Below are 22,954 nucleotides of genomic sequence, written 5' to 3' on the forward strand. Positions count from 1 at the left end.
TACTCACTACTCATCATCGTCGAAGTTGTACATGCCCGGCGCGAGGTTCTCGAAGCGGGTGTACTTGCCGATGAACGCCAGGCGCACAAAACCGATGGGGCCGTTACGCTGCTTGCCGATGATGATTTCAGCCACACCCTTGTGCTCGGTCTCGGGGTGGTACACCTCGTCGCGGTACACGAACATGATCACGTCGGCGTCCTGCTCGATCGCACCGGATTCACGCAAGTCGGAGTTCACCGGGCGCTTGTTCGGCCGCTGCTCCAGGGAACGGTTCAGCTGCGACAGGGCGATTACCGGGCAGTTGAACTCCTTGGCCAGGGCCTTGAGGGAACGAGAGATCTCGGAAATCTCATTGGTCCGGTTGTCGCCGGCGGAGCCCGGGATCTGCATCAACTGCAGGTAGTCAACCATGATCATGCCAATCTCGCCGTGCTCGCGGGCGAGCCGCCGGGTCCGTGCACGCATCTCCGAGGGACTGATACCGGCGGTGTCGTCGATGAACAGTTTGCGGTTGTTGAGCAGATTCACCGCCGAGGTCAATCGCGGCCAGTCATCGTCATCCAGCTGGCCGGAACGCACCTTGGTTTGGTCGATGCGGCCGAGCGATGACAGCATACGCATGATCAGCGACTCACCTGGCATTTCGAGCGAGAACACGAGCACCGCTTTCTCGGACCGCAGCACAGCGTTTTCCACCAGGTTCATGGCGAAGGTCGTCTTACCCATCGACGGCCGGCCGGCCACAATGATGAGGTCGGCCGCCTGCAGGCCGCTGGTCTTCTCGTCCAGGTCGGTGAAGCCGGTCGAAACGCCAGTGATGTCGCTGTCAGAGTTGAATAACGTGTCGATGCGATCGATGGCCATCGTCAGGAGATCTTTGACACCCACCGGCCCGCCGGTTTTGGGCCGGGCTTCAGCAATCTGGAAAATCTGCCGTTCGGCCTCGTCGAGGATCTCCGAAGCGTTCCGGCCTTCAGGGTTGAAGGCACTGTCTGCGATGTCCGTGCTGATGCTGATCAGCTGGCGCAGGGTCGCCCGCTCCCTGATGATCGCAGCATAGGCTTTGATGTTGGCCACCGAAGGGGTGTTCTTGGCCAGCTCTGCCAGATATGCCAGCCCGCCAACCTGGCTGCTCAGCCCTTCCTTGTCCAGGCGCTCATGCAGCGTGACGATATCGAATGGCTCGTTCAGGTCCGCCAGCTTGTGAATGGCGCGGAAAATAAGCCGGTGATCGTGCCGGTAGAAATCGCCGTCGGAGACCTGATCGAGCACGCGCTCCCAGGCATTGTTATCGAGCATGAGACCACCGAGCACGGATTGCTCTGCCTCGATAGAGTGCGGTGGCACCTTCAGCGAGGAAGTCTGTAGGTCGAGCTGCTCTGAAGCGTAGTCTTCGTTCATGTGGGCATCTTGTTCAGTAAGTTGAGGGCGCTTGCGAGTGGAGAGGCGTCAACGGGCTTTATGGCGGCTTTCTCGCGCCTTTTCGGCGCCGCCCCCTACCCTTGCTCTCGACTTTGTTCGCCGCCCCTTCTGCGAGCTTCTGGACGGGCATGCGGCCAAGGCGTGGGTTAGGGTCAATCCTCTCTACCCCCATCTCTTGTTCAGTGAAGTCGTGCGTACCCGGCTCCAAATTAACGAAGCGTGTGTATCGACCCTCGAAACCAAGCCGGACGAAACCGGTCGGGCCTTCTCGCTGCTTGCCGATGATGATCTCTGCGGTACCAGCAAAACGGGAGTCGGGGTTGTACACCTCATCTCGATACACAAACATGATCACGTCTGCGTCTTGCTCGATAGCACCGGACTCGCGCAGGTCGGAATTCACAGGTCGCTTGTCCTTGCGCTGCTCCACCGAGCGATTGAGCTGCGAGAGAGCAATCACGGGGCAATTGAACTCCTTCGCCAAAGCCTTGAGCGACCTGGAGATAGCCGATATCTCGTTGGTCCGATTCAGGCCGCCGTACCCGGGGATCTGCATCAGCTGCAGGTAGTCCACCATGATCAAGCCAATCTCGCCGTGCACGCGCCGAAGCCTACGTGTGCGGCTGCGCATATCCGAGGGACTCAAGGCCGGGGTGTCATCAATGAAGAAGCGCTCATTCTTGTTGAGCGCGTTGGCAGCCTTGGTCAGCTTGGTCCAGTCCTCATTCAAGAGCTTCCCTGAGCGGACCCGCGACTGGTCAATGCTTCCCATTGAGGAGAGCATGCGAGTCAGCAGGGCATCGCCCGGCATCTCCATGGAGTAGACCACGACCACTTTTTCCGATCGCAGAACGGCCTCTTCCACGATGTTCATGGCAAACGTGGTTTTGCCCATGGATGGCCGGCCGGCCACAATCACGAGGTCGGCCGGGCGCAACAGGCTCAGCTTGCTGTCGAGGTCGGTGAAGCCCGTCGATTGGCCAAGCGACTCAAGGCCAGACTCATGGGCGGTCTCAATCTTCTCGACGGCTTTTCTGAGCAGAGCCTCGATACCTACCGGCCCGCCCTCTTTCGGCCGTTGACCGGCCACGGACAGCATCTTTGCTTCGGCATCATGCACAAGATCTTCCGCGGTACGGCCGTCCGGGGCGCTGGCGCTTTGCTCGATCTCCGTGCAAACGCCGATGATCTTCCGGAACTGAGACCGCTCGCTGACGACGCGTGCAAAAGACGCGATGTTGGCGACAGACGGGGTGTTATCGGAAAGCTCTTTCAGATAGGCCAAGCCACCTGCATTCGAGAGCTCACCCGTTCTTTCCAGCGCCTCTTGCGCTGTGACGACATCAAGCGCATTCCCCTCTTCAAGCAGCTTGGCAATAGCCTTGAAAATGAGCCTGTGGTCTGCGCGGAAAAAATCAGATTCGACGACCAGGTCAGAGACTCGCACCCACGCCCGTGGGTCGTTCAGCAACCCGCCTAGAATGGCCTGTTCGGCTTCAACAGAATGCGGCAGCTCCCGGCTCGGGGTCTGTTCGTATTCAGCCGCTAGATGGATATGGTCGTTCAAACCTCAGGCCTTACTCATGGAAATGCTGGGGGTGGATCGGGCCGAAAGCTGCGAGCAGTACCTTATTGAGGCCCTGGTGCGAGCTGACAGCTGGGTTTCGGGCACGATGTTCCTTGTTTGGGTGCCTTGAACGCAACTACCTTGCGCTGGGTGGCCATCCTGGTTAGAACTTGACCTCAATCAACGCAGCCCGCCCACTGCGGGTTTGAAAGTCGCAAAGGCCCAACTGAACCACCCGTGGCTGCCGGTGAGCTATGCAGGTAGCGACCTGGGCGCGGAATGCTTTGAGTTCAAGTGGCAGCACTGAACGGCCAGTAGCGGCCTGGATCTTGTCGCTGAACTCCTGCAACGCGGCCTTCAGACCAGCATCATCGAAGGTCTGGTCTGCGGGTTCGGCATTCGTTGTTGGGTTCAACATTGAAAATCTCCAGAGAGGGACTCGGGGCGACTGCGGCTGAACTCACATCCTTAGCGGCGGGATACAGCCAAAAAATCGTAACACGTACCTATAATCCTGAAAGCCGTATCGAATGTCAATCAAATGCCCAAGGCACGAAAACGACACATAACTAACTGAAATTTCTATTATTCCTGCGGAACCATGAGGTGGGTCGGAAACGCTGGAATACAGAACAAGGGGTAAGCACTAAAGCTCTTCCGCCAGCTCAGTATCGAACTCTTCCGCCGGATTGCTTTGCAGCGCCTGGATGGCAGTTGTACCGCCGGCTTCATTCTCGGAGGTGGATGCTGCAGGAACAACCCAATTGTATTGGTGCCCAACGAGCAGCCGTGATGTCACCTTATTCCACAGACTAGAGCGCCAGCGCAAGATCAGGTACTCCTCGACTTCCTTGCGACCTAATGGAATTGCGCAGAAGGACAGTTCGTAGTTACTCGAATACACTTTGACTAGACCCTCTTTGTCGCTGGCATCAATACCGAAGCGATCACAGGTGCCCTTCGCAAATGAGTGGTTTTTAACGGAGGTAAGGTCACGCATTCGGGCGCGTAATGCCGATGTCTCACCGACGTATCGTGCAACACCGGCTTCCCAGATCACGTAAACGCCAGCGTCACGTGTGATGTCCTTTTTCCAGTCATGTTTACCGGCCAAAATTCGCCGCGGGGCCGCTTTGAGTGCAGCTTCGTAGTGACGCAATTTTTCCTGGACGTTCATGTAGCCTAAATTCCTCGGTGATGCTTAATGGAGCTATCGGTCCCTTGATTTCACTGACTGGGCATTACTATTTAAATCATACTCAGCGAATATCGTAACACGCCTTCTATCCTGGGATGCAATGCACGCTTTCCTGTATGCGCCCTGAGCTTGAATGCTCACGACATCGCCCTTAGCCCCCGAGACTGCCCCTTCAAGCTGATACCAGCCGTCCGTTGTTTCCAGGGTCGTAATGGTCGAGAAAGCAGAGTCATGCAGCACAAGAGACTTCACCTCTCCAGCAGGCCGCGTAACTTTATCCGGAGAGTAATGGTAGTCACCCAATATAACCAAGGCCACCAACATTAGCGCTATAGGTACGGCGATAAGATAATCTCTAACTGTCGGATCAATGGCTTTCCATTTTTTGACAAGCATAAGAAATGTTCCTTATTCCTAAAATTGAGTTCGATTTATGAGCAGCCCAAGAAATCAGCTCATTTTAATTTCATTGCGACTCCGCCGCTGCCGCCACTTCCGAAAGGCAGTGAATGAATCACACACCAGTCCATGCCAAATCAGGCCCATAATTGTCAGTACAAAATAGTCTCGCGGCCCATCCAGGACCGCACGACTTTGAGCGTCCAATAGCTCAAGAGGAGTGAATAATTTTCCAACCAAGGAGACTAGCAGGGCAACCAGTACTAAAACCGCTGCTGAGCGCAATAAGCTCAGAATCGTGAATACAACGATCATTGCGAGCGCTTTGAGTGTGTGGATTGTGAAAAACCGAGGTCGCTCACAAACTCCGAGCCAGTTTGTCTTCCAGCCAGAATCACCATTCTTGAATTTTCGTTTCATCTCGATTCGACCTGTACTGATTACTGGGACTGGACGGACGGTGAACGCGAGATTGCCGGCCCGGTATGCGGAGCACCGTCAGCTTGCTCCTGGGAAGCCTCCTCACCCTCGCGTTGAGCATCACAGCGCTCGTGGACATCTACGCAAGCGCCGCCGCAAGGTGCTGCCCGTTTCTTCTTGAAGCCGAACCCATGCCCTGTAGCCAGGTGTACAAACGGCAGTGCCGCCCAGTACCCAACCACAAAGGAAGCGGCCTTAGCGGTAAGGCCTGGCAATTGATATGCGAACGACGAAGCGAGAAACGCGAGAAGGCAGACGGCGCCCACCACATATTTGCGCCGAATCTGAATTTTGGAGGTCCGCCGGCAGGCCGCGGTTTTGGAGCTACTCATTGTGCCGTTCCCTCGAACGCCGCTGCCTGGCGCTCAACTAATGCACAGCGCTCCTTGACCCAATCCAGATCCCTGACCCGGATGTCTTGCGCACTCCGATTGGCATCCACCAGGAGCCGAGTCGCGCATTTGGAATCACGGGCCGCCGCCTGAATTTCCTCGCTCGTCGCCGAGGAAAAACTGGTCCTCAGATTGTTCAACCCAAGGCCCTTATAAGCCAACGGCCCGCCGACCAGGGCCAGCAAAGCTACCCCCCAATAAACCGCACGTCTGCGGGTGTGTTTTGCTGAAGTCACCATTGATCTCCCGACATGGTTTGCATGGCGAGAAAATAACACATAACGCGTACAGATAATTCATGTAGTATCGAAATCGAGCATCAAGGCCCATTGCCTTACATTTCTACAGCCCTCAGGCCCCTGCATAAGGACACTAAACAGAATGAAATGGGACGATTTGGACAAGCGACAGCAATGGTGGGTTACAGGCTTTATGGCCTTAAAGCTGTGGAATCAGTGGCTCCTTGTGGCTATCTGCGCACTGGTCACGTCAGCTGTGTTCTTTTACCCGATGCTTCAGATCCGTGAGCTGTACGGGAAGACCGCGTCAGCCATTTTCTACGCCGCAACCTATTTCCTCAGCGCCAAGCACATTGGCTTTTGGATCATCAATCCTATCTGCGGGCTCGTCAGCCTCAACAAAATCCAGCGATCGTATGGCCCCCTCACCCGCCGGCAGGTCCAGGAATGGTTCGTCGAGTGGTGTTACACGCCGATCGACCTCTACGATGGGTCGGCACTGGACATTGCGCAGTTCGCCCGGGCAAACGGCGAAGGTAAGTAAAACCGTATCATCTGCTCGGCCTAGTCCCAGCCTGTAAGTCGAGGCCGAGCGTCATTGAAGCCATTGCCCCTCAAGTAGCTGCCAGGCCTAGCCTAGGCCCTAGACCTCAACTTCACGGCGCAACCGCCCTGAGTCGAAGGTGACGGGCTCAATCATCGTCCTTGGCAAGGCCGTACTCACTAAGTGCAGGCCCAGGCCCACCACCAATGTCGTAGAGCTCCTCCGGCGTATAGAGGCTGTCATTGCCCTCAAACAGCTCATCACCACCACGATTTCCAGCTCCAGCGCCCGACTTCGATCTGCGGCACCACACTGCGACATCTCGAATGAAGAAGCCCGCGGAGATGACTGCGAAAGCAAAGAATGTGAGCAGGACGCCCTTCGTCACGAGGATCAAGGCACCGGCTCCAAGGAACGCCAGCAACCCCTTCTGAATAGAGTGATCTGGGTCGCGGAGATGGCTCAGGCTGCAGCCGAAAGACAGCATCACCAGGGCCGCAGCAATCGCCACGCCTACATCCGCTTCTGCACTACTATCGATGGTTCCCCAGATACCCGCTGCCACAGGCCCTACAATCGCGGCCAGATGGCGCACCACGGCCAGCGGGGTGCGACGAATCCAATCCTCAATAGCCCAGAGGGTACGAGTTGAAGGCTTCATTTGAGGTGCCCGAACCAGGTCGGCCAATCGGTCCACTGCGGTCACCATGTTGCGTGTCGCAGATTGACTCACCACCGGCATGGCAGCGAGATCCTGGATGACCTGCACACAACGCTTGAACTCTGGAGTTACCCGCTTGAGTGAGGCTGCGTTGAAGTAGGCCAGGTCAATGCTGCCTGCGTACAAACCAAGGTAACCAGCAATCAGAGCCTCGGCTCGCGCTAGTTCTCGCTCAACAATTTTATACTGATTCATCGCTCATCCTTTCGAGTGCCGTCACTTCCTAGTACTACAACCATTCAGGGGATTCCTACGCCGCTTTGTGCTCTGGGGGAGCCACCGCCATCCAGCAATCAATCCCAAAGCGGTTCACATACCCCTCTCGGAGAAGTGCGAAGGCGACGCCCGCAGGGGAATACTACTAACTATCAAGTATAGATACGCCAGTGGAATCTATAAAATCAAAATATTAAAACACGCCCGTGAGTGGATAGGCATAGCTCAGTGACCGGTTCTTAGCGAAGTGGCAGAATTCAATTATTGGTGTAACATAAACCGTAATCCATGAGCTGAAACTTTACAGCTCAAGCCGGAAATATTTAAGTGCCATCCAGATGGCTGACATGCTCACTCATCATTTCACCATAGTTCAGCATAAATATCTTTTCGTGAGCGAAGAGCGTGAAGCGTTCTGGGTAAGTGAAGGCCTAAACCCTTCAGAAGCTGAAGACCTTGCATTGATTCCCGTAATTGCACTGACATTGAATGTTCCGGGCCTCGACCTCTATCACCAGAGGTTCTTCAAACGCAATGATAAAATCTCGATAGCTAATTTTCTATACGAAGCTTGGGCATCAAACCCATTCCTCAAAGGCATCCCAGACCAATTATGCATTGACGAAGAGCTACTGAGTATCGTCCCCCTGAAGGGAATCCTTCAGCTAATTGATCCTGATGGCCAGCTCAAGGAAATTGTGACCGATGCTGGCGCCACTTTCGGCGCTAGCAAGGCTCAGGCGCACGAGCAATCCGTAATTTACTGGGAAGATTTCGAACTATTGAGAAAGCCAGCGTCAGTAGACTCCCTACTGAACCTTATAGGCAAGAAGGTTTCTGAACGCCAAAGCATCTTTGTAGAATCCTCCCGTCATGACAAAAGAAAAGATCATCTACTTGAACAACACCGGGCAATATCACCCTCATTACCATCAATCTCTTTAAGACCAGACGAATATTTTCGTCTTGATACCGACTGGGTAACCAAAGAAAGCTCGCAAGTACCTATGCCGGCCACAGGCAAAGCATACTGCTATAGCGAGGAAAATGACGATCATCGCTGGATACATTGGCTGTTCCTCCAGGACGAAGATGAGGAGCCAAATGGCGATGGCGATGGCGAGGCGGGTGATCAATATAAACTTATTGACGAAACCAGACATTATTGGTCACCAGAAGCCAAGGGCTTAATTGCCACGCTAAACGCCTTGGCGTACCCCATCGCAGAGTATTTGCCTGAGCACATTTCAAGTCAGGCACTCAGGTCATTCATGAAGGGGCGGGTACCACTATCGATAACCATGACCAAAGACCTCCTGCGCTTAGTTAAAACACTACCAATTGTCATTTATCCAAAAACAATTGAGGAGTGCACAGCCGCCTTCGGACATATAACTCGCCATGGGCACTGCAAGTATATGTTCGAGCTAACAGGAGGTGAACACGCAAGCCATGAATTCCGTTTTTTTGCCGGCAACGCACCTACTTCAGGACCTTTTTTTATAGTTATCCAGGTTGGCAGCATGGCTGATGACCCAATGCTGAAGAGCGCGCTTTTCTGTAAAGAGGATGACCTTGACATTGGTCACGCGGGTTTTGCAGCACTGTCTTATTGGGTTGAGAAACTGCCTGAGTTCAACATAAAAGGTATCTGCACCCTAGTTTTAGATATGGTTGAAAAAATGCTGCACGCCTCGATGAAGGGCCGTAAGAACTGACTCTAATAGCTACATAAACTAGCAGGTGAGTGGCGGGCGCGGATCTCGGCGTGGAAGCGTCACCCCAATGACCCGCCTCGCGTACGTGCCCCAGCAAAAAGTGCGCCAGTGGAATGCCGGGGTGTGCCTATGCGTGGCGTCCCCGGTTACGTCTCTCAGCTCGCCGTAGGCCCACCGTCGTGGCCCATTGCTCTTCACTCTCCAAGCGCTTCCTCTTAAAGTGGTCGCTCAACTGCGTTATGGGGCAGGTGCCACGGTGCGCATCGGTTGTACGCAGAACTCCATCATTTGGAAACGCAATGGGTCAGAACCCCTACAGTGCGCAGTACGAAGCTGCTGTCGCCGCCCTTGCTGCGGCTGAAGTGGGCTTGCAGGAGCAATACGAACTCTACGGCCACCTGCATCGCTTTGATGAAGGCCATGCCAAGTTGGCGCTCAAAAATGCCGAGATGAAACTAGAGGAGCTCGAACGAGAGCGTTCCCAACTGGGTGGATTAACCCTGATCGATCGTGCAACAGTCCACGATGCCGTCTATCGACTGAACCGCTCGTTGCTCGGGCAAGCATTCGATGCTTTGACCGGACGGGTTCCTAAACCCCCCAAAATGTCCGAGGCAGAGGAAGCCAAGTTAGCCGAAAAAGCTGCACGGTTGGATGCATTGACTTGCGAGAATGGAGAGATAGCCACCCAGCAGCATCTGGTGCAGAGGCTTCGATACGATCTTCAGTTCCACTCTACCCTGGACTGGCTCGAAACCGATTCCGACTACGCCACCTACAGTTCGCAAATCGCAAGACTGCAGCCAGCCGTTGAAAGTCTTTCAGCCAAAATTTCTAGGTTTGAAGAGCATATTCGTGTGCCGCAGGCACAGTGCCTCAAATATCGCGAGCGTCTGGTTGTGGCCAAGGAGAAGCTGGCCCAAGCGGTCGATTTCCGAGATCGCCACCGAAACGCACCACCACGTTCAGTGGAGGCCGCGAAAGTTAAGGGGGCTTGCAGTAACTACTTCGGAACAGATGACATTGCCCAAGTCGTCAGGCACAAAACCAGTGATGTTGAAGACCTTGAACGTGAGCTCGCAAAATGGGAGCAGCAAATGGCGTCGCTCCGGCAGCGCGATAGTCGAGTAATCGAGCGGCTGATCATTGACGGGAACAACCTATGCAATCGTGGCCGGGGCAAGAATCAACAGTTCATCGGACTGAACGCTTTGAGTGCACTCGTTCCGGCACTGCTTTCAAACTGGCCTGGCAGTGAGATCATTCTGGTCTTTGATCCAGGCATCACGAGAAAGCTTCAGGTTTCGTGGGAGGACATTCAACGCACCTTCCCAGCGTCAGTAGAGACGTACCGCGTCGACAAAGGCCGCAGCGCCGATGAAATGATCATCGAATTGGCATATTCCCCGAACGCTTACATCATCAGCAACGATCGTTTCGGAGAGTTCAGCTACCGACCTGCCATCAAGGAAAACAGAGTCTTTCGCCATGACATTACCAGGGCAAACATCTTGGTGAATGAGCTGTGGATCTCGGTGGAATATTGCTCTCCAGGCTGAGGCGGGTAGGCCTCCCCGCCCTCCATGCCACCCTATGAGCCGGGCAGCACGGAGCCCTAGAAGCCCCGACAGTTCGACATGCTGGAGTGTTCGACCAAAAGCCTGTCAACCGCCGTGGCCAGGTCGAATTCAGCTCGCTGTAGCGCCAGAAACAATTCTGCGCTGGTAACCGTCTCATCGTGCGCATACTTCAAGTGCTCCGCACGTGCGGCCCTGAAGCGCTCGATCGCGTCAAGGGTGTTCTGATCCAGGTGCAAGCTGAGAGGCAGCTTCAGATCGCTGGTGGTTGGTATAGCCATTTTCCTGTCCATTGCTCGGTAAAAACCAGACCTTCCCCTGCTGAGTCATGGGTGTCGATCAGATGGTTCCGTTACGGCTGTAGGAAAAGTCAGCAGGCCAAGCCATGGCGGCTGAAACGCCCAGTATGCGCTTCACACTGTGCAGTGCGCAGCGCATACTGAGATGCGCGCTGCATCGGTTGCAGAGAGGCGGCGAGCGTCCTGAACCCATTTTCTATCGGTTCCAAAAGCCTACAGATCCCTCCTACCCCGTGATGATCGAGCTATTCTCGCGGGCGCCGGAAGGCCTGGAGCACGAAGAAAACGCAACGCTGACCCCATCCCAACAGACGAATCGGTTTCGAGCTTGAGCGCCATTTTGCTGAACGAGGACTATTACCAGTTCCTACTGTCCGGCCGCCAGCAGGGTGAGGAGCTGACTTATATCGGCGCCGATCGCCTTATCCCCTTCAAGGCTAAAGCCTGGCTCGACTTGTCTCAGCGCAAAGAAAACGGTGAAGGCGGGGCAGACAGTAAGGACATCAGAAAGCACCGGAACGATGTCCTGGCCCTGACCAGTCTGCTGACCGGCGAAGTGATCGAGCTGCCCGAAAGCATCACCGCGGACATGCAGCTGTTCCTGGACCGCCTGGCTACCGAGGATCTCGACTTCAAAGCACTCAAGATCCAGGGTGACCTCCCGACCATTGTCGGCCGTATTGCAGAGTCCTTCGGCCTTCAGATGACCGCTTAAAGCGAATCGCCCCGCACCATTCGCGCCCGACGTTCAAGTCGGGCGCCGTCGCCCTCCCCTAGTTCGATCAATCCGTGATCGTCATTACTTCACGGAAACGGATTCGGTCACCACGAACGAGACCACACCGCCCAACGCAACGCCGTCCAGGCCTTCCTTCCCATCTTTGTCGACCACATAGCCTTTCAGCTCTCGCTGCTCAACTCCGTCACACGACAGTGTGGCGGTCGCAGCCACATGCTTCTTCATGCTGTTGTTCCATTCGAGGGGGATGCCCAGAGCGCAGTCGCCGCCGGCCAGGACCTGAGAAAAATCATAATCCACCTTGCCAGCCCCACCTGCCCGGTACTCGGTCGGCAGAACAGTGCCAAGCGCAGGATCACCGAGGTGATAGAGTTTTGCGTAGAGGACAGCGCCCATTGGGATGGTCACGTTGATTTTTTTGTCATTGCACCCTGCCAGCGACAGAGCGATACAACCGAACACGGCAAGATTTCGAAGTGGTGACATGCTTTTTCCAGTTTGAGAATGGGTGTCAAAAGTCAGCAGTGCTAAGCCAGCGGCCATGCGATTCCGCTAAGGAAGGTCTGAAGTAACCCTGTATTTCCGGTCGACTTCAGCCCTCGCTGCTTTTGAAAGCGGGCCGTCGATCAAAATCGACCAGGTAACCCGCTCAGTTCTCCGTTTTTGGCCGCCGCGAGCACCTCGCAGCAGCCATTTTCCGCATTACAGGTGCACCTTTCCTGCGGTAGTCAGCAAATGTCGGCGCGCCATCCATAGGTTCGACAGCGCGAACAGCGTCACCAGCTGAGCGGTGTTCTTGGCCAGGCCACGGAAGCGCACCTTCACGTAACCGAACTGGCGCTTGATCACTCGAAACGGGTGCTCGACCTTCGCTCGCACTTGTGACTTGGCCTTCTCGATCTTGCGCTTGGCTTTGTACAGGGCGCTGCGTTTATCGAGCTTCTTGTAGGTGCTGCGGCGTGCTGCGACCTGCCAGATCACTTCGCGGCCAGCATGTTCGGGGCGCTTTTCGACGCCGGTGTAGCCGGCATCGGCGCAGACGACGTTCTCGTCACCGTGCAGCAGTTTGTCGACCTGGGTGATATCCGCCACGTTGGCTGCCGTGCCTACCACGCTGTGTACCAGCCCCGACTCATCATCTACGCCGATGTGCGCCTTCATGCCAAAGTAATACTGGTTCCCTTTCTTGCTCTGGTGCATTTCCGGGTCGCGCTTGCCGTCCTGGTTCTTGGTCGAGCTGGGCGCGTGGATCAGTGTGGCATCGACGATAGTGCCCTGGCGCAGCGACAGGCCGCGATCCCCCAGGTAGCCATTGATTACGCCGAGGATGCCGGCTGCCAGTTCATGTTTCTCCAGCAAGCGACGGAAGTTGAGGATGGTGGTTTCGTCGGGAATGCGCTCCAGGCTCAACCCGGCGAACTGGCGCAGGATGGTCGTCTCGTACAGCGCTTCCTCCATTGCCGGATCACTGTAGCCAAACCAGTTCTGCATCAGGTGAATACGCAGCATGGCCAGCAGAGGATAGGCGGGCCGACCACCTTCGCCCTTGGGGTAATGCGGCTCGATCAAGGCAATCAGTCCTTTCCACGGCACCACCTGATCCATCTCGATCAGGAACAGCTCTTTACGGGTCTGCTTGCGCTTGCCGGCGTACTCGGCGTCGGCGAAGGTCATCTGCTTCATGGAAAAACTCGGCTGGCGGGATCGGCGTATTTCACCAGATTCGGGAAGTCTTTTTCAGACCTTCCCTAACAGTTCAGTTGCCAGCGGCCCATGGGCCAGGTCTTGTCGACGTGGGCCATGGCAGCTTCCTTGGTTTTGAAGCGCCGGCGCATCACCTGATCGGGATGGCCTGGGTCACTTCGATCACCTGTTATGTACGGCGCCCAAGCCAGCCAATAAGCCGCCTCGGGCTGGTCGTCTGCGCCGTGCGGTTGCGAGACACCGGCCAGGTCACTGCGAGTCCAACTACTTGGGCGAAACTCGCGCCATTGGGGCTCGGTCACGGGCATTTAATCCGGCTCGGCCGGGTGCGGATCTGGTTGGAACTGGGCGACGTAGCCAAGCACGGCCGCGACCCGCCGGCCGGTCGCGCTCCCTTTGTCGGTGCACTCGCGGTAGGCTTGGCCGCTCTGGACAATTTCCTCAAGCAGCTCGGCGGCCTTGTCCAGGTGCTGCTCGGTTTCGTTGGTGTGCTCGATAAGCTGTTGGTAAGCCTTTTGCGACTCACCATGGCGCCGGTCCATGGCCTGGACGATTTCGAGCAAGCGGTCTGTGCCGATTTCGTCGGTATCACCCAAGCAGAGCCGGTCGCCCTCATCCTGGGTGCATTGGCAATCGTCGGTCAGCACTTCCGAACTCCCGACCCAACCGCAAAGCTTGCACTCGACGGTGTAGTAGTTTCCCACCAGTGGTTCCTGGCCGATGCAGACCGGCATGCGTACCATCTTCTCAACGGTTCTCATCGTGACCTTCCTTGAATCTCACACCGGTTTCAGGTGAGGCGTTTTTGAGTCGGCAATCTGCACTTGCATCGCCGGTTGCATGGTCATCACATCGAAGCCCATTGACTCAAACCACTCGCGATTCATCAGCGAACGGGCTTCGGTTGGTACGTCGAAGAAACCGTTGTCCTCTGACCAGAAGCGGCAACTGACCGGGTGCAACAGATCGAGGTCGAATGAGCCGCCTGGATAGATGCACACGATCAGCTCCCAAGACGCATCAGGTGGCGTTGGCCACTGATACCCTGCTGGCGCTTTGCGTTCACGTTGCCCGCCTTCAAAGCGCCCTGAAAGGCCGTATACGAACGCACGCACCTGCCACATCGCCACCACGCGGCCTTGTGCTTTCTGATCGGCACAGACGCGCTGGAAAGCCTGACGCACCAATGGCTTTGGTAGGCCCCATACAAAGCAGGAAATGCCTTGCTGGTAGAAGGCCTCAAACCCCATTACCGGATACCCCGCTTCGTCGGTCGCTCGATCCAGATAGTTCATGGCTCATTTTCCCTAGTACGCGACCTGGGCGGCTTTGGCCAGGTCATTAAGTTGCTTGGACAGCGCCTCGCCGGCTGCCGTCAGGTCGTAGTCACCGTGCGAGAATGACACCAGCCCTCGCTTTCGCAGCGCTTCGCAGGTACGCACCCGCGCAGCGTAGGACAATGGGCCATGCACGCCGAAGTCATCCCAGCCCCAGCCGGTCCCCAGCTTCATCAGTACGGTTTTCATCGGCTCACTGAGCTTGGTGGTCATGATCGATATCCCTACCAGAATGGGGTCATAGGAACCCGCTCGGTCATGAGCTTGTCATTGCCATGCTCAGCACTGAATGCCTCGTATTTGGCGATATTTGCCTTGCAGAACGCTTCCAGCCCATCGGCTGCTAGGCGTGGCGAATAGGCATGGACAGGTTCCGCCGAATCATCCAAAAACTGCTCTGTGCCATCCGCATGGATCACTACGGGTACGCCCCCCAGCAGCACTTCAACATCGGTGATGAAGGGCGCAGTCTCGGCGCCACGGGGATCAAAAATCACCTGCCCCCCGGCCTTCATAGCTTCAAGCAGCAAATTGCGCCGGCCTTTGGATCGCTCGTATTCGATCACAATCACGCGACCATCGGCGTACACCTCAAAATCATTGCCGCATGCGTCGCAGGTGTCTGGCCTGCTAGGCCCATCCATCTGCCGGACCACAGCAATCTGGGTCGTGACCGTGTGCTGGCAGGCCGGACACGCAACGTCGAGCGTGCGGCCCGCTGGCCAAGGGTTTACCGCCGCAGTGAGCTTGAAACGGAAATCAGTGCGGCAGCCTGCACAGGTCACGCCGTAGGCGCGAATCGGCGCCAACGAAAAATGCCCCTGTGGGTCTTGCTGTCGCCAGGTCGAGGCATGGAACTCTTCGGTGGTATGGCAGTGCGGACAGGTCACATCAACGCTTGTCGCGTCGGGGTTGATTGGCTGGTGCACTTCGAGCAAATCGGACTCAGATGGCATGGTAGCTCATTTCCTTAGTACCACTAGATATTGTGTTGTGAGCAGCTGAAGAGGACACAAGATGTAGTGTCACAGCGTCATTTCCTTCATCGGATCAGAGGGAATGGAGTAGTTCACAGTCCAGCGACAAACGTGACTACTGATCAGACGCAGTGCCCCCTGCCGATCGTTTTGACCTGGGGCCGGCGCGAGCCCTGCTTCTTCAGTGGCGAAGTACGAAGCATGCGCAGCCGAATTACATTTTGGGCAGGGGATGTCACCGCCATGGCGCAAGGCGCCACCTGGTTCGTCGCAACTGTCCTCATCCCAAAGAAACCCATCAACACACTGCGCGTCGGGATAGGACGCACCGAAATGCCGACCTTGGTAATCGCAACCCAGAGCTATGCCAGTGATCACACACCCTCCTTAGCAATACCAAGCAAACCGATACATAACACGTATGCGTAATAAGATGATACCACATGTCGAGTGCTGGGGCAGACCAGGAAAGAGGGGGCAGATCATTTCAGGCCGGCAGTGCAGGCGTTGTAGCTTCACAGAAAAGCTGGCTTCACAAATAGTTGACCGGCCGGGCTCCAAACTAGGTCCCAGCGGTCACCATCAAGCCCGCCTCCGCGGGCTTTTTTTTGACTGGAACTCCTGCAGAAGCGCCCTCCTCCGCTAAGTAGGAAAAGGGCCGCCAATGGAGAGGCGTGGAGGATGGGGGCGGTGATGCGCTCCTGCGCACCTCATTCTTCGCTCATGCACTCAACCTAGCGCCACCGATAGGCGGCCTCTGCAGGGCTCACGCATGGGCCCCAGGCCCCTTTGTCGCTGACCCCAGCAGCAGCACCAAGCGACAGGGTATAGTTGACAAGACGAAATCTTATAAAAAACAAACGTCCACGATTCATGGAATGTGGACGAATGACATTTATTTTATTCCGGCACGTCAATATTTTTTTGACCATTTCTGATCGGCGGAGGAAATTTCTCAACCAGAATGCATTGAGCCCTTCCACGGATGCCGGCCTCTAGCCTGGCAACGAAGAATTTTCTTGACTATTTAATTAGTGCCAAGAGAATGTTGTCCACGATTCATGGAATGTGGACACGCGGAGAAAAGCCAGTTATGAAGAGTCAAGACATTTTGTTGCTTTTCAAAATGACTAGCCTGCACGCTCAAGAGGAAAACCTGTTTGGCCGTATGGAATTGGAATCTACCTCTGAGCATGTGAGAAACATTCTCAACCCAGAGCCCCGTTGGTTGGCGTCAGTTAGCGGCCCGGTAGGTGAGGTGCTGTCTCAGTTGCTGCCGAATGACGAAGACACGGTATTTCGGCCACAAGAACTCGATTCACCGATGGGCGATTCTGACCGATGGGAGGGCTGGTCGGATGTGGTGCCGTCGACCCCAGTAACGAGCTGGAGCGAAAACTATTCCTTGCGGGCGCTCTCTGCGTCGCTTGGCCTCAGTAAAAGTGAAGTCTCCAACGCCATGGCGCGTTGTCGCAATGCCGGCCTTCTTACCAGCGATTTCGACACCGGTCTTCCAAAGGTGAATCGACGTGAGTTGCTGAAGGTTGCCGAGCACGCTCTGAAGTACTTTTTTCCAGTAAAGCCAGGTGCAATCGTCCGTGGCATCCCTACCGGCTTTGCTGCGCCAGCCCTTTCGAAAAGCCTAAAAAGTGCTGGCGGACTGATACCTGTCTGGCCCGACCCACTGGGCAGCGAGCGAGGCCAGTCAATCGAGCCCCTCTACAAGACGGTGCCCGAAGCGGTAAAAATAGATAGGACCCTTTATCATTACCTCGCGCTTGTAGACGCGATCCGCGTTGGCGGCCCAAGGGAGTGTGGCGTGGCTGTCAACATACTGAAAGCAGGGATGGGGGTGAAGTAATATGGCATCGAATGCGGACCACAACTACGAGCTTATCTCGTTTGTGGCTGATGGTTTGGGCGACGAGTTTTTGGCTGAGTGTGCCTTTGTCGGTGGATGCACAACCGCTATGTTGGTCACCGATAGCGCAGTGCTGGACGACATCCGATTCACCGACGATGTCGACCTGGTGATCGAGCTAGCAGGCATTTCTGCCTGGGAAAAGCTTACAGTGCGTCTTGCAGCGAAAGGCTTCAAGATCACTGGGGAAGATGATGTGAACTGCCGGTTCAGGTTCAATGATGTCATCGTCGATGTGATGCCAAGCGACGCGTCTATTCTCGGCTACGCTAACCGCTGGTATGTAGAGGGACTGGCTCAAGCGGTACCATTTGAGCTACCTAGCGGTCGGGCAATTCGAATCTTCAAACCAGCATTCTTCTTGGCAACTAAGCTCGAAGCCTTCAGTGGTCGGGGTAACGGCGATCCGTACCATAAGGACGTCGAGGATATCATCATCCTCCTAGACGGACGCCCAGAGCTATTGGCAGAGGTCCGTGAAGCCGGCGAAGAGCTCAGGCAATACGTTGCCGAGTGTATTGGCGCTCTGGCAAAACTTAACGGCATCGATTATGCAGTTGAGAGCTCAGGCTCTGTTCGAGCCAACCCTGGGCGTGCCAAGCTCATTCATCAACGAATGAAAGACCTGAGCGCGCTCGCATGAGATATCAAACTAGGTCCGTAAAAGGGCATGACCGAGCAGCGAACCACGACTTTGCAGCCGCCGAGATCCATGGGGCACGAGGCCTTTTTGTCATTATGGATGGCACCTCGAAACCAGGCAGCGGTCAGCTTGCGCAAGGCTTGGCACAAGGCGTGATTAGAGCCTATCTGAGCAATGTAGCTCAGGGCGCAGATGACTCCAGCCCAGAACAAGTTCAACAATTGCTCAACGGTATCTTGGTGGATATGCACCGTCAGCTATTCACAAACCAGACTGGCACCACCAGCTATCTGATCGGTGTCGCATCCCAGGGCCTACTCACCGTTGCTTATGAGGGTGATTGCGCCTGTGGGATGGCTGGAAACGACGGCAATATCGAATGGTTTACTCCTCCACACTGCCAAGCAAACTGGAAGCGCGACAGATCGCACCGCGAATTGGCGTTGGATCCTGCACGCAATCTGGTTACCCGCAGCCTCAGAGCAACACGCGCTCCGAATCCTGATTTTTTACGCCAGCCGGCACCGGCGGGAACTCGTTTTGTCTTCGCCACAGATGGGTTCTGGGCCGAGCTCACTGAATCGCAGCAAGCTGCTGCGATCAATGAGCCAGCTGGGGACATTGCTGTCGTGAGTGATGATGTCACTTGGATTGACGTGAGAATGTGAGTCCTGCCGAGCCAACTATTGGGTGGATCAGATAGGCCTTTCTCATCTGATCTTTGAAAACTGATGGGGGCTATCGCCAAAGAATGACCTTGAGGCAGCTTTTGCTGAGCCTGCAGAGTCACCATTTTCGTGGCTCTACAGGCGTGCCTCCCCTGCCCTTTGCTTCAAGCCCCTGGTTAAATGCCTTGCGAGTTACGAAACGCACGGAATCGCTCGCAGGCTTCCTGCGACGAATCACCCAGGTGCCACAGCGTGCCTTCTGACGCTAGATAGGCCGAAGTCTCCTCTTCCCATAGCACGGCAAAGGCAGTCGTCGAGATGAGAAATCCATCGCATTTGCCGTCCATGACAGCATTCTGCAGCACGTTTCTGTGACTCTCAATAAACTCTGAATTGAACGCGCTCAGTACGCCTCTCGCATCAGCTTTGTTAGGACCACTCACGACTTTCCCGACAGGGACCAAATCGTCCAAATTGAGGGCAATGATTCCGCCATTGTTGAACGGTGCCAGCTGCCTAGCAGCATGGCTGACACGCTTCTCAACCCCGAGCGTTGACCAGATCTTCTTGCATGCGATCGGGTAATCGCCCATGCCGAAGTCAACCAGGATATCTGGCTCTGCAGCTTTGGCCGTAAGCCCACGGTTCTTCAAGTCGGAAAGCAGCACCAGCTCCCACAGAGCGTCTTTCCCTTGGTGAGAGTTGCTCCGATCGTGAGGCTGCATTACTCCGCCGGCCATGCGCTTGAGCGCCTCTTGAATCCCTGGTTCATCTGGCAAATTGGTGACTGCATCAGCGAGACGATTCACGTACGCCGCTTCCCACACCACCCGGTCATCCGGCTTCACCTGGTCAGCCCATGCCCGGCTCAGCTTGTCGGCCTGACTGAGCAACTGACAAAGCGCGCTCCCGGACCGAAGCCTGATGTTGCGCTGCACCAGCAAGGCCCTGACTTGCTGGGCTTTAGCAGCAATCTCTTCGTAGGTGTCTACCCAAGCCTTGCTCATAAGATCGACGGGCTTCACTTCACAGCTCCTTTGGAGATGGCTCATGGATTCACTGGAACAATGGCGGTGATAACTGATTCGAGCGCTGCTTTCACCAGTGGCAGAATGAGCTTTCGCCCATCAGCACTGTGCCAGACCGGTTGCCAACTCGCACCTTCAATGGAAGGGAGAACGAATTTGCCCGGCCTGCGCTAGCCGAGTACCTGTCGGTGCAGGCCGGCGGATGGCCTCAGGGCAGCTGGAGCGCCCCATTACCTGCATGGCTGGGCTGGATGTCTTTGAACCCGGGATGCTCCAGGTCGACAGTCAAGCTGCTCTCAGCGAAATCCTTTCCCACATACTTCTGTGCCCAGGACCGGCGCTGATCCGGCGTTCTGCATGCACACGCACGCTCGTGGCGGCTGAGCCAGGCCTTGCAGAGCCTCTGCATGTCGCGCTTGAAATCGGAGACCAGTCGATACTCAGCCCCACAGTACGAGCACTGAGCAGTTCCAGTGTTATGTGCCATAAATCATTTCCGAGTGACGGGCGCCCGAAGGCCCGCCCTGCTTCTGGTGATATGCATCTTGGCGCAGGACCGCCCGTACTGCACGAGTTCGCGAGGACTCAAACGGGTTGTCCGGTGGCGCTTGCCGCAAGTCCTTTGCAGCCAGGCTGATTTGCCTGATGCGGGATCGCAGCCAGTTGGCATCTGCCGTGTAAATGGCATCGGGATTGTTGGCCAACAGGGCGCGCAGTTTATCGCCTAATTCGGCGTTGATCACCACTCGTCCCAGCAGGTGAAAGTCGTGATGGTGCAGGGTTGCACAATCCTCAGCACTCATGGCCGCTAGATTGGATGGAATCCCCGCGCAGAACTGATCTGTTTGAAAGATACGCTTGGCATGCGCCAGCATCACACCCGCGGAGAGCTCCCCACACTGCAAGGGAATAATCACACGAGCGCCGGCCGTGATCCACGTGCGCACTCGCTCTGCATGCACAGCCCACAAGTCGAGGGTTGCCGATTGGTCACCAATGATGTCCGGCGCCACGATGCTAAGAGACCCCGGGAAGTCTGTCCGCGCCAGCACGCATTCGTACGTGAAAAACACTTTCCCCCAGCTCACGAGCTCGCCCTTCTGGAAGGCTGAAAAGGCTCCGGAGTCGATGAACACGGCACCTCCTGCATTCAGGTGCCGGGGAAGCGTGCCAAAGATTTTCAGGCTATCCAGCAACGTTGCAACTACCCCTACCGGGACACCCTCATCAACCGCAGCTCGCAGGTCCTGAGAACTGGACATTCCAGAATGAAAGGCAACGCTCCAGGTCAATGGCATGATCTTGCTTCCCCCTGCTGCGCACGCGAACCCCGCGGCGCTTACACGGCATCGACCCAGCTCGATGGCTGGGGATGCGTGGTTCAGGGAGATCTAGATGTGCACCGCAGTTTGATCGTTCGTGATGCGGACCTGGCCTGCTACAGAACAAGGTGGATGATCAATCCAGCCCCCGTAGGCTGCTAAGTCCATAGTCATCGCGCAAGATCCGCAGCTGCTCCTTGTCCATTTCGTCCAGGGCCGAGCAATTTGCGTCGGCTAGGCCCTGCCGCCGCAGCAGATCAGCTGCATCACCTCTGTCATAGATGTAGCGCGACAGGTCCGCGGCGGCGAGGAGAATACCGACCTGCAGCTGAGTCGGTTTGTTGCGAGGCTTGCGCTTGGCGACAGCCATGAGGATGTCCTCGATCGTGGTGTGAGCCGGTCAGGCCCTGGGTGGATGTACCGGACAAGGCCGGCGCGGGCCGTACTGAGGCGGGCAAGTGCAGCTCATGCCTTCGCGAGCGCCTCGACCAGAAGCGCATCGAACTCGTCCACCGCCAGCGGCACCCAGCGATCTTCGATCAGCTGGTCGTGGTACCACTTGAGACCCACGTAGGACACCCGCACACAAACGCCGCCCAGTATTACCAGTGGCACCTGGCGTACAGACGCTGGCAGGATTACCGGGGGAATGTCAGCAGCAGAGGCCTTCACAGCGAGGTTTTCCATCGCCTCACGCAGGGCGACGGCGCTGACCTTCTGGGCCTGAGAGTTGCCAGATAGGGCAGTACGCAGAGTCTCGACGGCGGAGCAGGACCCGCGGTCATCGCCATTGCACCGCGCCACAAAGTCGTCAAGCCACAGCAGCGCCTCTTCAACATCGCCAGCACAGGCCGCCGTTTGAGTGTCATCACCAGGCTGGCTCTGAGCGGACTGCGACGCCCCTTGCTCGGTGAGCCATGCCGCTACGTGGTCGGCGCTCATTACTGCCAAGGTTTCCGAACAATTATCACAGCCCAGAACCAGCTGGCAGCGAATGTCGCTGGTGCGCAGTCGCCCGTGCTGCGCATCACTGATGTTCTGGTTGTATGTCTGCCAGCTCAGGGCCTTGCTTCCGCACTCGCGGCATTCGGTAATCTTAGTGATGCTCATGCTGTGCCTCCTGCAGGCGTTCGACATCTGGCAGCAACTGCGCCAGCGGGTCAGTGATGAAACTGTCTTATCGCGGGTACCGGACCGGCGAACCGGGTCGATGTGATTAGGCTGGGCCGCGTGGCACTTCGTAGTACGAGCTGCGCAGCCGGTTCACGGTATAGCCGCGGCGGCGCAGCGCCTCGACAACCGAAGGGCCGTTGCCGGTGTTGCGGCCAGTTGCAAAGCGCAGAGTGACCCCATGTGCCTTGCAGTGCTTGAACTCTTCAATCAGGCGCTCAGTGTTGGTCATGATTCGTCCTCCTACGCCGCCGCCAGGCAGTCGTTCCAAAGTTGTGGGTCCGCGTACATGAAGTAACCGGGCTTGTCCGGATTGGCCACGCAACGCCCACCCTTCTGCCGGTACGTTTGGTAAGCCCGGGCAACGCGAGACTTCTGCACCTGATCTAGCCGGCGTATCTCCGCCTTAATCTCCAGGTCGAGCGTGAAGCCCTTCGCTGGCGCCATGGCGCAGGTTGTGCCGAAGTGACGTATCTCGTTGGTTTCGCAGTCCTCGATCCAAACCACACGCTTGAGGCCTTGCTTGCCGCAACATTCGCAGTGCGATTTGTCGTCGTTGATCCCGAGAAATTTGAAGCGGCTCATGGCGTGCCCTGATGAGTGACTGAGCCAAAAAGTTAAACTATAGGTCAACAAATAGCAATAAAGATTAAACTATATGGCAACCTTT

28 protein-coding genes are annotated in these 22,954 nt (G+C 56.1%); 7 read left to right on the forward strand and 21 right to left on the reverse strand.

Features of this window, described 5'->3' with window-relative positions:
* Nucleotides 1-6: 6 nt before the first annotated feature.
* The 6 genes from dnaB (KW568_RS29845) to KW568_RS29870 all read right to left on the reverse strand — a co-directional run bounded on the left by dnaB (KW568_RS29845) (nucleotide 7) and on the right by KW568_RS29870 (nucleotide 5,700).
* Nucleotides 7-1,404, reverse strand: coding sequence for a replicative DNA helicase (dnaB, locus tag KW568_RS29845; protein ID WP_004575970.1), 1,398 nt, complete (start codon nucleotides 1,402-1,404; stop codon nucleotides 7-9).
* Between the two features lie 58 nt (nucleotides 1,405-1,462).
* Nucleotides 1,463-2,992 carry a replicative DNA helicase gene (gene dnaB / locus KW568_RS29850; RefSeq protein ID WP_004575971.1) on the reverse strand — a complete coding sequence of 510 codons (1,530 nt, stop codon included), beginning with the start codon at nucleotides 2,990-2,992 and terminating at the stop codon, nucleotides 1,463-1,465.
* A 163-nt stretch (nucleotides 2,993-3,155) separates the two neighbouring features.
* Nucleotides 3,156-3,410, reverse strand: coding sequence for a hypothetical protein (locus KW568_RS29855; RefSeq protein WP_004575972.1), 255 nt, complete (start codon nucleotides 3,408-3,410; stop codon nucleotides 3,156-3,158).
* Nucleotides 3,411-3,638: 228 nt separating this feature from the next.
* A complete protein-coding gene (locus tag KW568_RS29860) occupies nucleotides 3,639-4,169 on the reverse strand; it encodes a GIY-YIG nuclease family protein (protein ID WP_004575973.1) in 531 nt (176 codons plus the stop codon).
* A 33-nt stretch (nucleotides 4,170-4,202) separates the two neighbouring features.
* Nucleotides 4,203-4,586 (reverse strand): hypothetical protein, encoded by a 384-nt coding sequence (locus KW568_RS29865; protein ID WP_004575974.1) that lies wholly within the window; start codon nucleotides 4,584-4,586, stop codon nucleotides 4,203-4,205.
* A gap of 811 nt (nucleotides 4,587-5,397) precedes the next feature.
* Nucleotides 5,398-5,700, reverse strand: a complete 303-nt coding sequence (locus tag KW568_RS29870) for a hypothetical protein (protein ID WP_016487007.1) — start codon at nucleotides 5,698-5,700, stop codon at nucleotides 5,398-5,400.
* A gap of 142 nt (nucleotides 5,701-5,842) precedes the next feature.
* On the opposite strand from KW568_RS29870, the gene KW568_RS29875 reads away from it, so the two are divergent.
* Nucleotides 5,843-6,244 carry a hypothetical protein gene (locus KW568_RS29875; RefSeq protein WP_016487006.1) on the forward strand — a complete coding sequence of 134 codons (402 nt, stop codon included), beginning with the start codon at nucleotides 5,843-5,845 and terminating at the stop codon, nucleotides 6,242-6,244.
* Nucleotides 6,245-6,392: 148 nt separating this feature from the next.
* Here KW568_RS29875 and KW568_RS29880 read toward each other — a convergent pair whose 3' ends face one another.
* Nucleotides 6,393-7,160 carry a hypothetical protein gene (locus tag KW568_RS29880; protein ID WP_016487005.1) on the reverse strand — a complete coding sequence of 256 codons (768 nt, stop codon included), beginning with the start codon at nucleotides 7,158-7,160 and terminating at the stop codon, nucleotides 6,393-6,395.
* A gap of 359 nt (nucleotides 7,161-7,519) precedes the next feature.
* Here KW568_RS29880 and KW568_RS29885 point away from each other — a divergent pair, with 359 nt between their 5' ends.
* Nucleotides 7,520-8,899 (forward strand): hypothetical protein, encoded by a 1,380-nt coding sequence (locus tag KW568_RS29885; RefSeq protein WP_004575976.1) that lies wholly within the window; start codon nucleotides 7,520-7,522, stop codon nucleotides 8,897-8,899.
* Nucleotides 8,900-9,198: 299 nt separating this feature from the next.
* Nucleotides 9,199-10,458: a hypothetical protein gene (locus KW568_RS29890; protein WP_004575977.1), complete on the forward strand. Its 1,260-nt coding sequence runs from the start codon at nucleotides 9,199-9,201 to the stop codon at nucleotides 10,456-10,458.
* A gap of 56 nt (nucleotides 10,459-10,514) precedes the next feature.
* Here the strand turns inward: KW568_RS29890 and KW568_RS29895 are convergent, their stop codons facing one another.
* Nucleotides 10,515-10,757, reverse strand: a complete 243-nt coding sequence (locus tag KW568_RS29895) for a hypothetical protein (protein ID WP_004575978.1) — start codon at nucleotides 10,755-10,757, stop codon at nucleotides 10,515-10,517.
* Between the two features lie 346 nt (nucleotides 10,758-11,103).
* Between KW568_RS29895 and KW568_RS29900 the strand changes: the two genes are divergently transcribed.
* Nucleotides 11,104-11,490: a hypothetical protein gene (locus KW568_RS29900; RefSeq protein WP_231995378.1), complete on the forward strand. Its 387-nt coding sequence runs from the start codon at nucleotides 11,104-11,106 to the stop codon at nucleotides 11,488-11,490.
* Nucleotides 11,491-11,574: 84 nt separating this feature from the next.
* Here the strand turns inward: KW568_RS29900 and KW568_RS29905 are convergent, their stop codons facing one another.
* The 7 genes from KW568_RS29905 to KW568_RS29935 all read right to left on the reverse strand — a co-directional run bounded on the left by KW568_RS29905 (nucleotide 11,575) and on the right by KW568_RS29935 (nucleotide 15,511).
* Nucleotides 11,575-12,057 carry a hypothetical protein gene (locus KW568_RS29905; RefSeq protein WP_146048268.1) on the reverse strand — a complete coding sequence of 161 codons (483 nt, stop codon included), beginning with the start codon at nucleotides 12,055-12,057 and terminating at the stop codon, nucleotides 11,575-11,577.
* 159 nt (nucleotides 12,058-12,216) lie between these two features.
* Nucleotides 12,217-13,197, reverse strand: coding sequence for an IS5-like element ISPa16 family transposase (locus KW568_RS29910; RefSeq protein WP_012315195.1), 981 nt, complete (start codon nucleotides 13,195-13,197; stop codon nucleotides 12,217-12,219).
* Between the two features lie 65 nt (nucleotides 13,198-13,262).
* Nucleotides 13,263-13,520 (reverse strand): hypothetical protein, encoded by a 258-nt coding sequence (locus tag KW568_RS29915; RefSeq protein ID WP_138985814.1) that lies wholly within the window; start codon nucleotides 13,518-13,520, stop codon nucleotides 13,263-13,265.
* A gap of 6 nt (nucleotides 13,521-13,526) precedes the next feature.
* On the reverse strand, nucleotides 13,527-13,979 hold the full coding sequence (locus KW568_RS29920) for a hypothetical protein (protein ID WP_016487001.1): 453 nt from the start codon (nucleotides 13,977-13,979) through the stop codon (nucleotides 13,527-13,529).
* A gap of 18 nt (nucleotides 13,980-13,997) precedes the next feature.
* Nucleotides 13,998-14,513 carry a hypothetical protein gene (locus KW568_RS29925; RefSeq protein WP_004577598.1) on the reverse strand — a complete coding sequence of 172 codons (516 nt, stop codon included), beginning with the start codon at nucleotides 14,511-14,513 and terminating at the stop codon, nucleotides 13,998-14,000.
* A gap of 12 nt (nucleotides 14,514-14,525) precedes the next feature.
* Nucleotides 14,526-14,768 carry a hypothetical protein gene (locus KW568_RS29930; protein WP_004577599.1) on the reverse strand — a complete coding sequence of 81 codons (243 nt, stop codon included), beginning with the start codon at nucleotides 14,766-14,768 and terminating at the stop codon, nucleotides 14,526-14,528.
* 11 nt (nucleotides 14,769-14,779) lie between these two features.
* Nucleotides 14,780-15,511, reverse strand: coding sequence for a hypothetical protein (locus KW568_RS29935; protein ID WP_004577600.1), 732 nt, complete (start codon nucleotides 15,509-15,511; stop codon nucleotides 14,780-14,782).
* A gap of 1,087 nt (nucleotides 15,512-16,598) precedes the next feature.
* Between KW568_RS29935 and KW568_RS29940 the strand changes: the two genes are divergently transcribed.
* Genes KW568_RS29940 through KW568_RS29950 form a run of 3 tightly spaced genes read left to right on the forward strand, consistent with a single transcriptional unit; the run spans nucleotide 16,599 to nucleotide 18,764 of the window.
* A complete protein-coding gene (locus tag KW568_RS29940; RefSeq protein WP_024717476.1) occupies nucleotides 16,599-17,393 on the forward strand; it encodes a hypothetical protein in 795 nt (264 codons plus the stop codon).
* A gap of 1 nt (nucleotide 17,394) precedes the next feature.
* Entirely contained in the window at nucleotides 17,395-18,096 is a 702-nt protein-coding gene (locus tag KW568_RS29945; protein WP_004577602.1) for a hypothetical protein, read from the forward strand.
* Nucleotides 18,093-18,764, forward strand: a complete 672-nt coding sequence (locus KW568_RS29950) for a PP2C family serine/threonine-protein phosphatase (protein WP_004577603.1) — start codon at nucleotides 18,093-18,095, stop codon at nucleotides 18,762-18,764. Before KW568_RS29945 ends, KW568_RS29950 begins: the two co-directional genes overlap by 4 nt.
* 176 nt (nucleotides 18,765-18,940) lie before the next feature.
* Here the strand turns inward: KW568_RS29950 and KW568_RS29955 are convergent, their stop codons facing one another.
* From KW568_RS29955 to KW568_RS29980, 6 genes are all read right to left on the reverse strand, one after another.
* Nucleotides 18,941-19,789 carry a hypothetical protein gene (locus KW568_RS29955; protein WP_004577604.1) on the reverse strand — a complete coding sequence of 283 codons (849 nt, stop codon included), beginning with the start codon at nucleotides 19,787-19,789 and terminating at the stop codon, nucleotides 18,941-18,943.
* Nucleotides 19,790-20,268: 479 nt separating this feature from the next.
* Nucleotides 20,269-21,090, reverse strand: a complete 822-nt coding sequence (locus KW568_RS29960; protein ID WP_231995376.1) for a hypothetical protein — start codon at nucleotides 21,088-21,090, stop codon at nucleotides 20,269-20,271.
* A 160-nt stretch (nucleotides 21,091-21,250) separates the two neighbouring features.
* Nucleotides 21,251-21,484, reverse strand: coding sequence for a hypothetical protein (locus KW568_RS29965; RefSeq protein ID WP_004577606.1), 234 nt, complete (start codon nucleotides 21,482-21,484; stop codon nucleotides 21,251-21,253).
* Between the two features lie 95 nt (nucleotides 21,485-21,579).
* The gene (locus KW568_RS29970; protein WP_004577607.1) at nucleotides 21,580-22,224 is read right to left on the reverse strand and encodes a hypothetical protein; all 645 of its coding nucleotides are present in this window, start codon (nucleotides 22,222-22,224) and stop codon (nucleotides 21,580-21,582) included.
* A 106-nt stretch (nucleotides 22,225-22,330) separates the two neighbouring features.
* A complete protein-coding gene (locus tag KW568_RS29975) occupies nucleotides 22,331-22,516 on the reverse strand; it encodes a hypothetical protein (protein ID WP_004577608.1) in 186 nt (61 codons plus the stop codon).
* An 11-nt stretch (nucleotides 22,517-22,527) separates the two neighbouring features.
* A complete protein-coding gene (locus KW568_RS29980) occupies nucleotides 22,528-22,869 on the reverse strand; it encodes a hypothetical protein (protein ID WP_004577609.1) in 342 nt (113 codons plus the stop codon).
* Nucleotides 22,870-22,954: the final 85 nt, after the last annotated feature.

The organism is Pseudomonas sp. HD6515, from assembly GCF_024971855.1.
Taxonomy (GTDB): domain Bacteria; phylum Pseudomonadota; class Gammaproteobacteria; order Pseudomonadales; family Pseudomonadaceae; genus Aquipseudomonas; species Aquipseudomonas alloputida.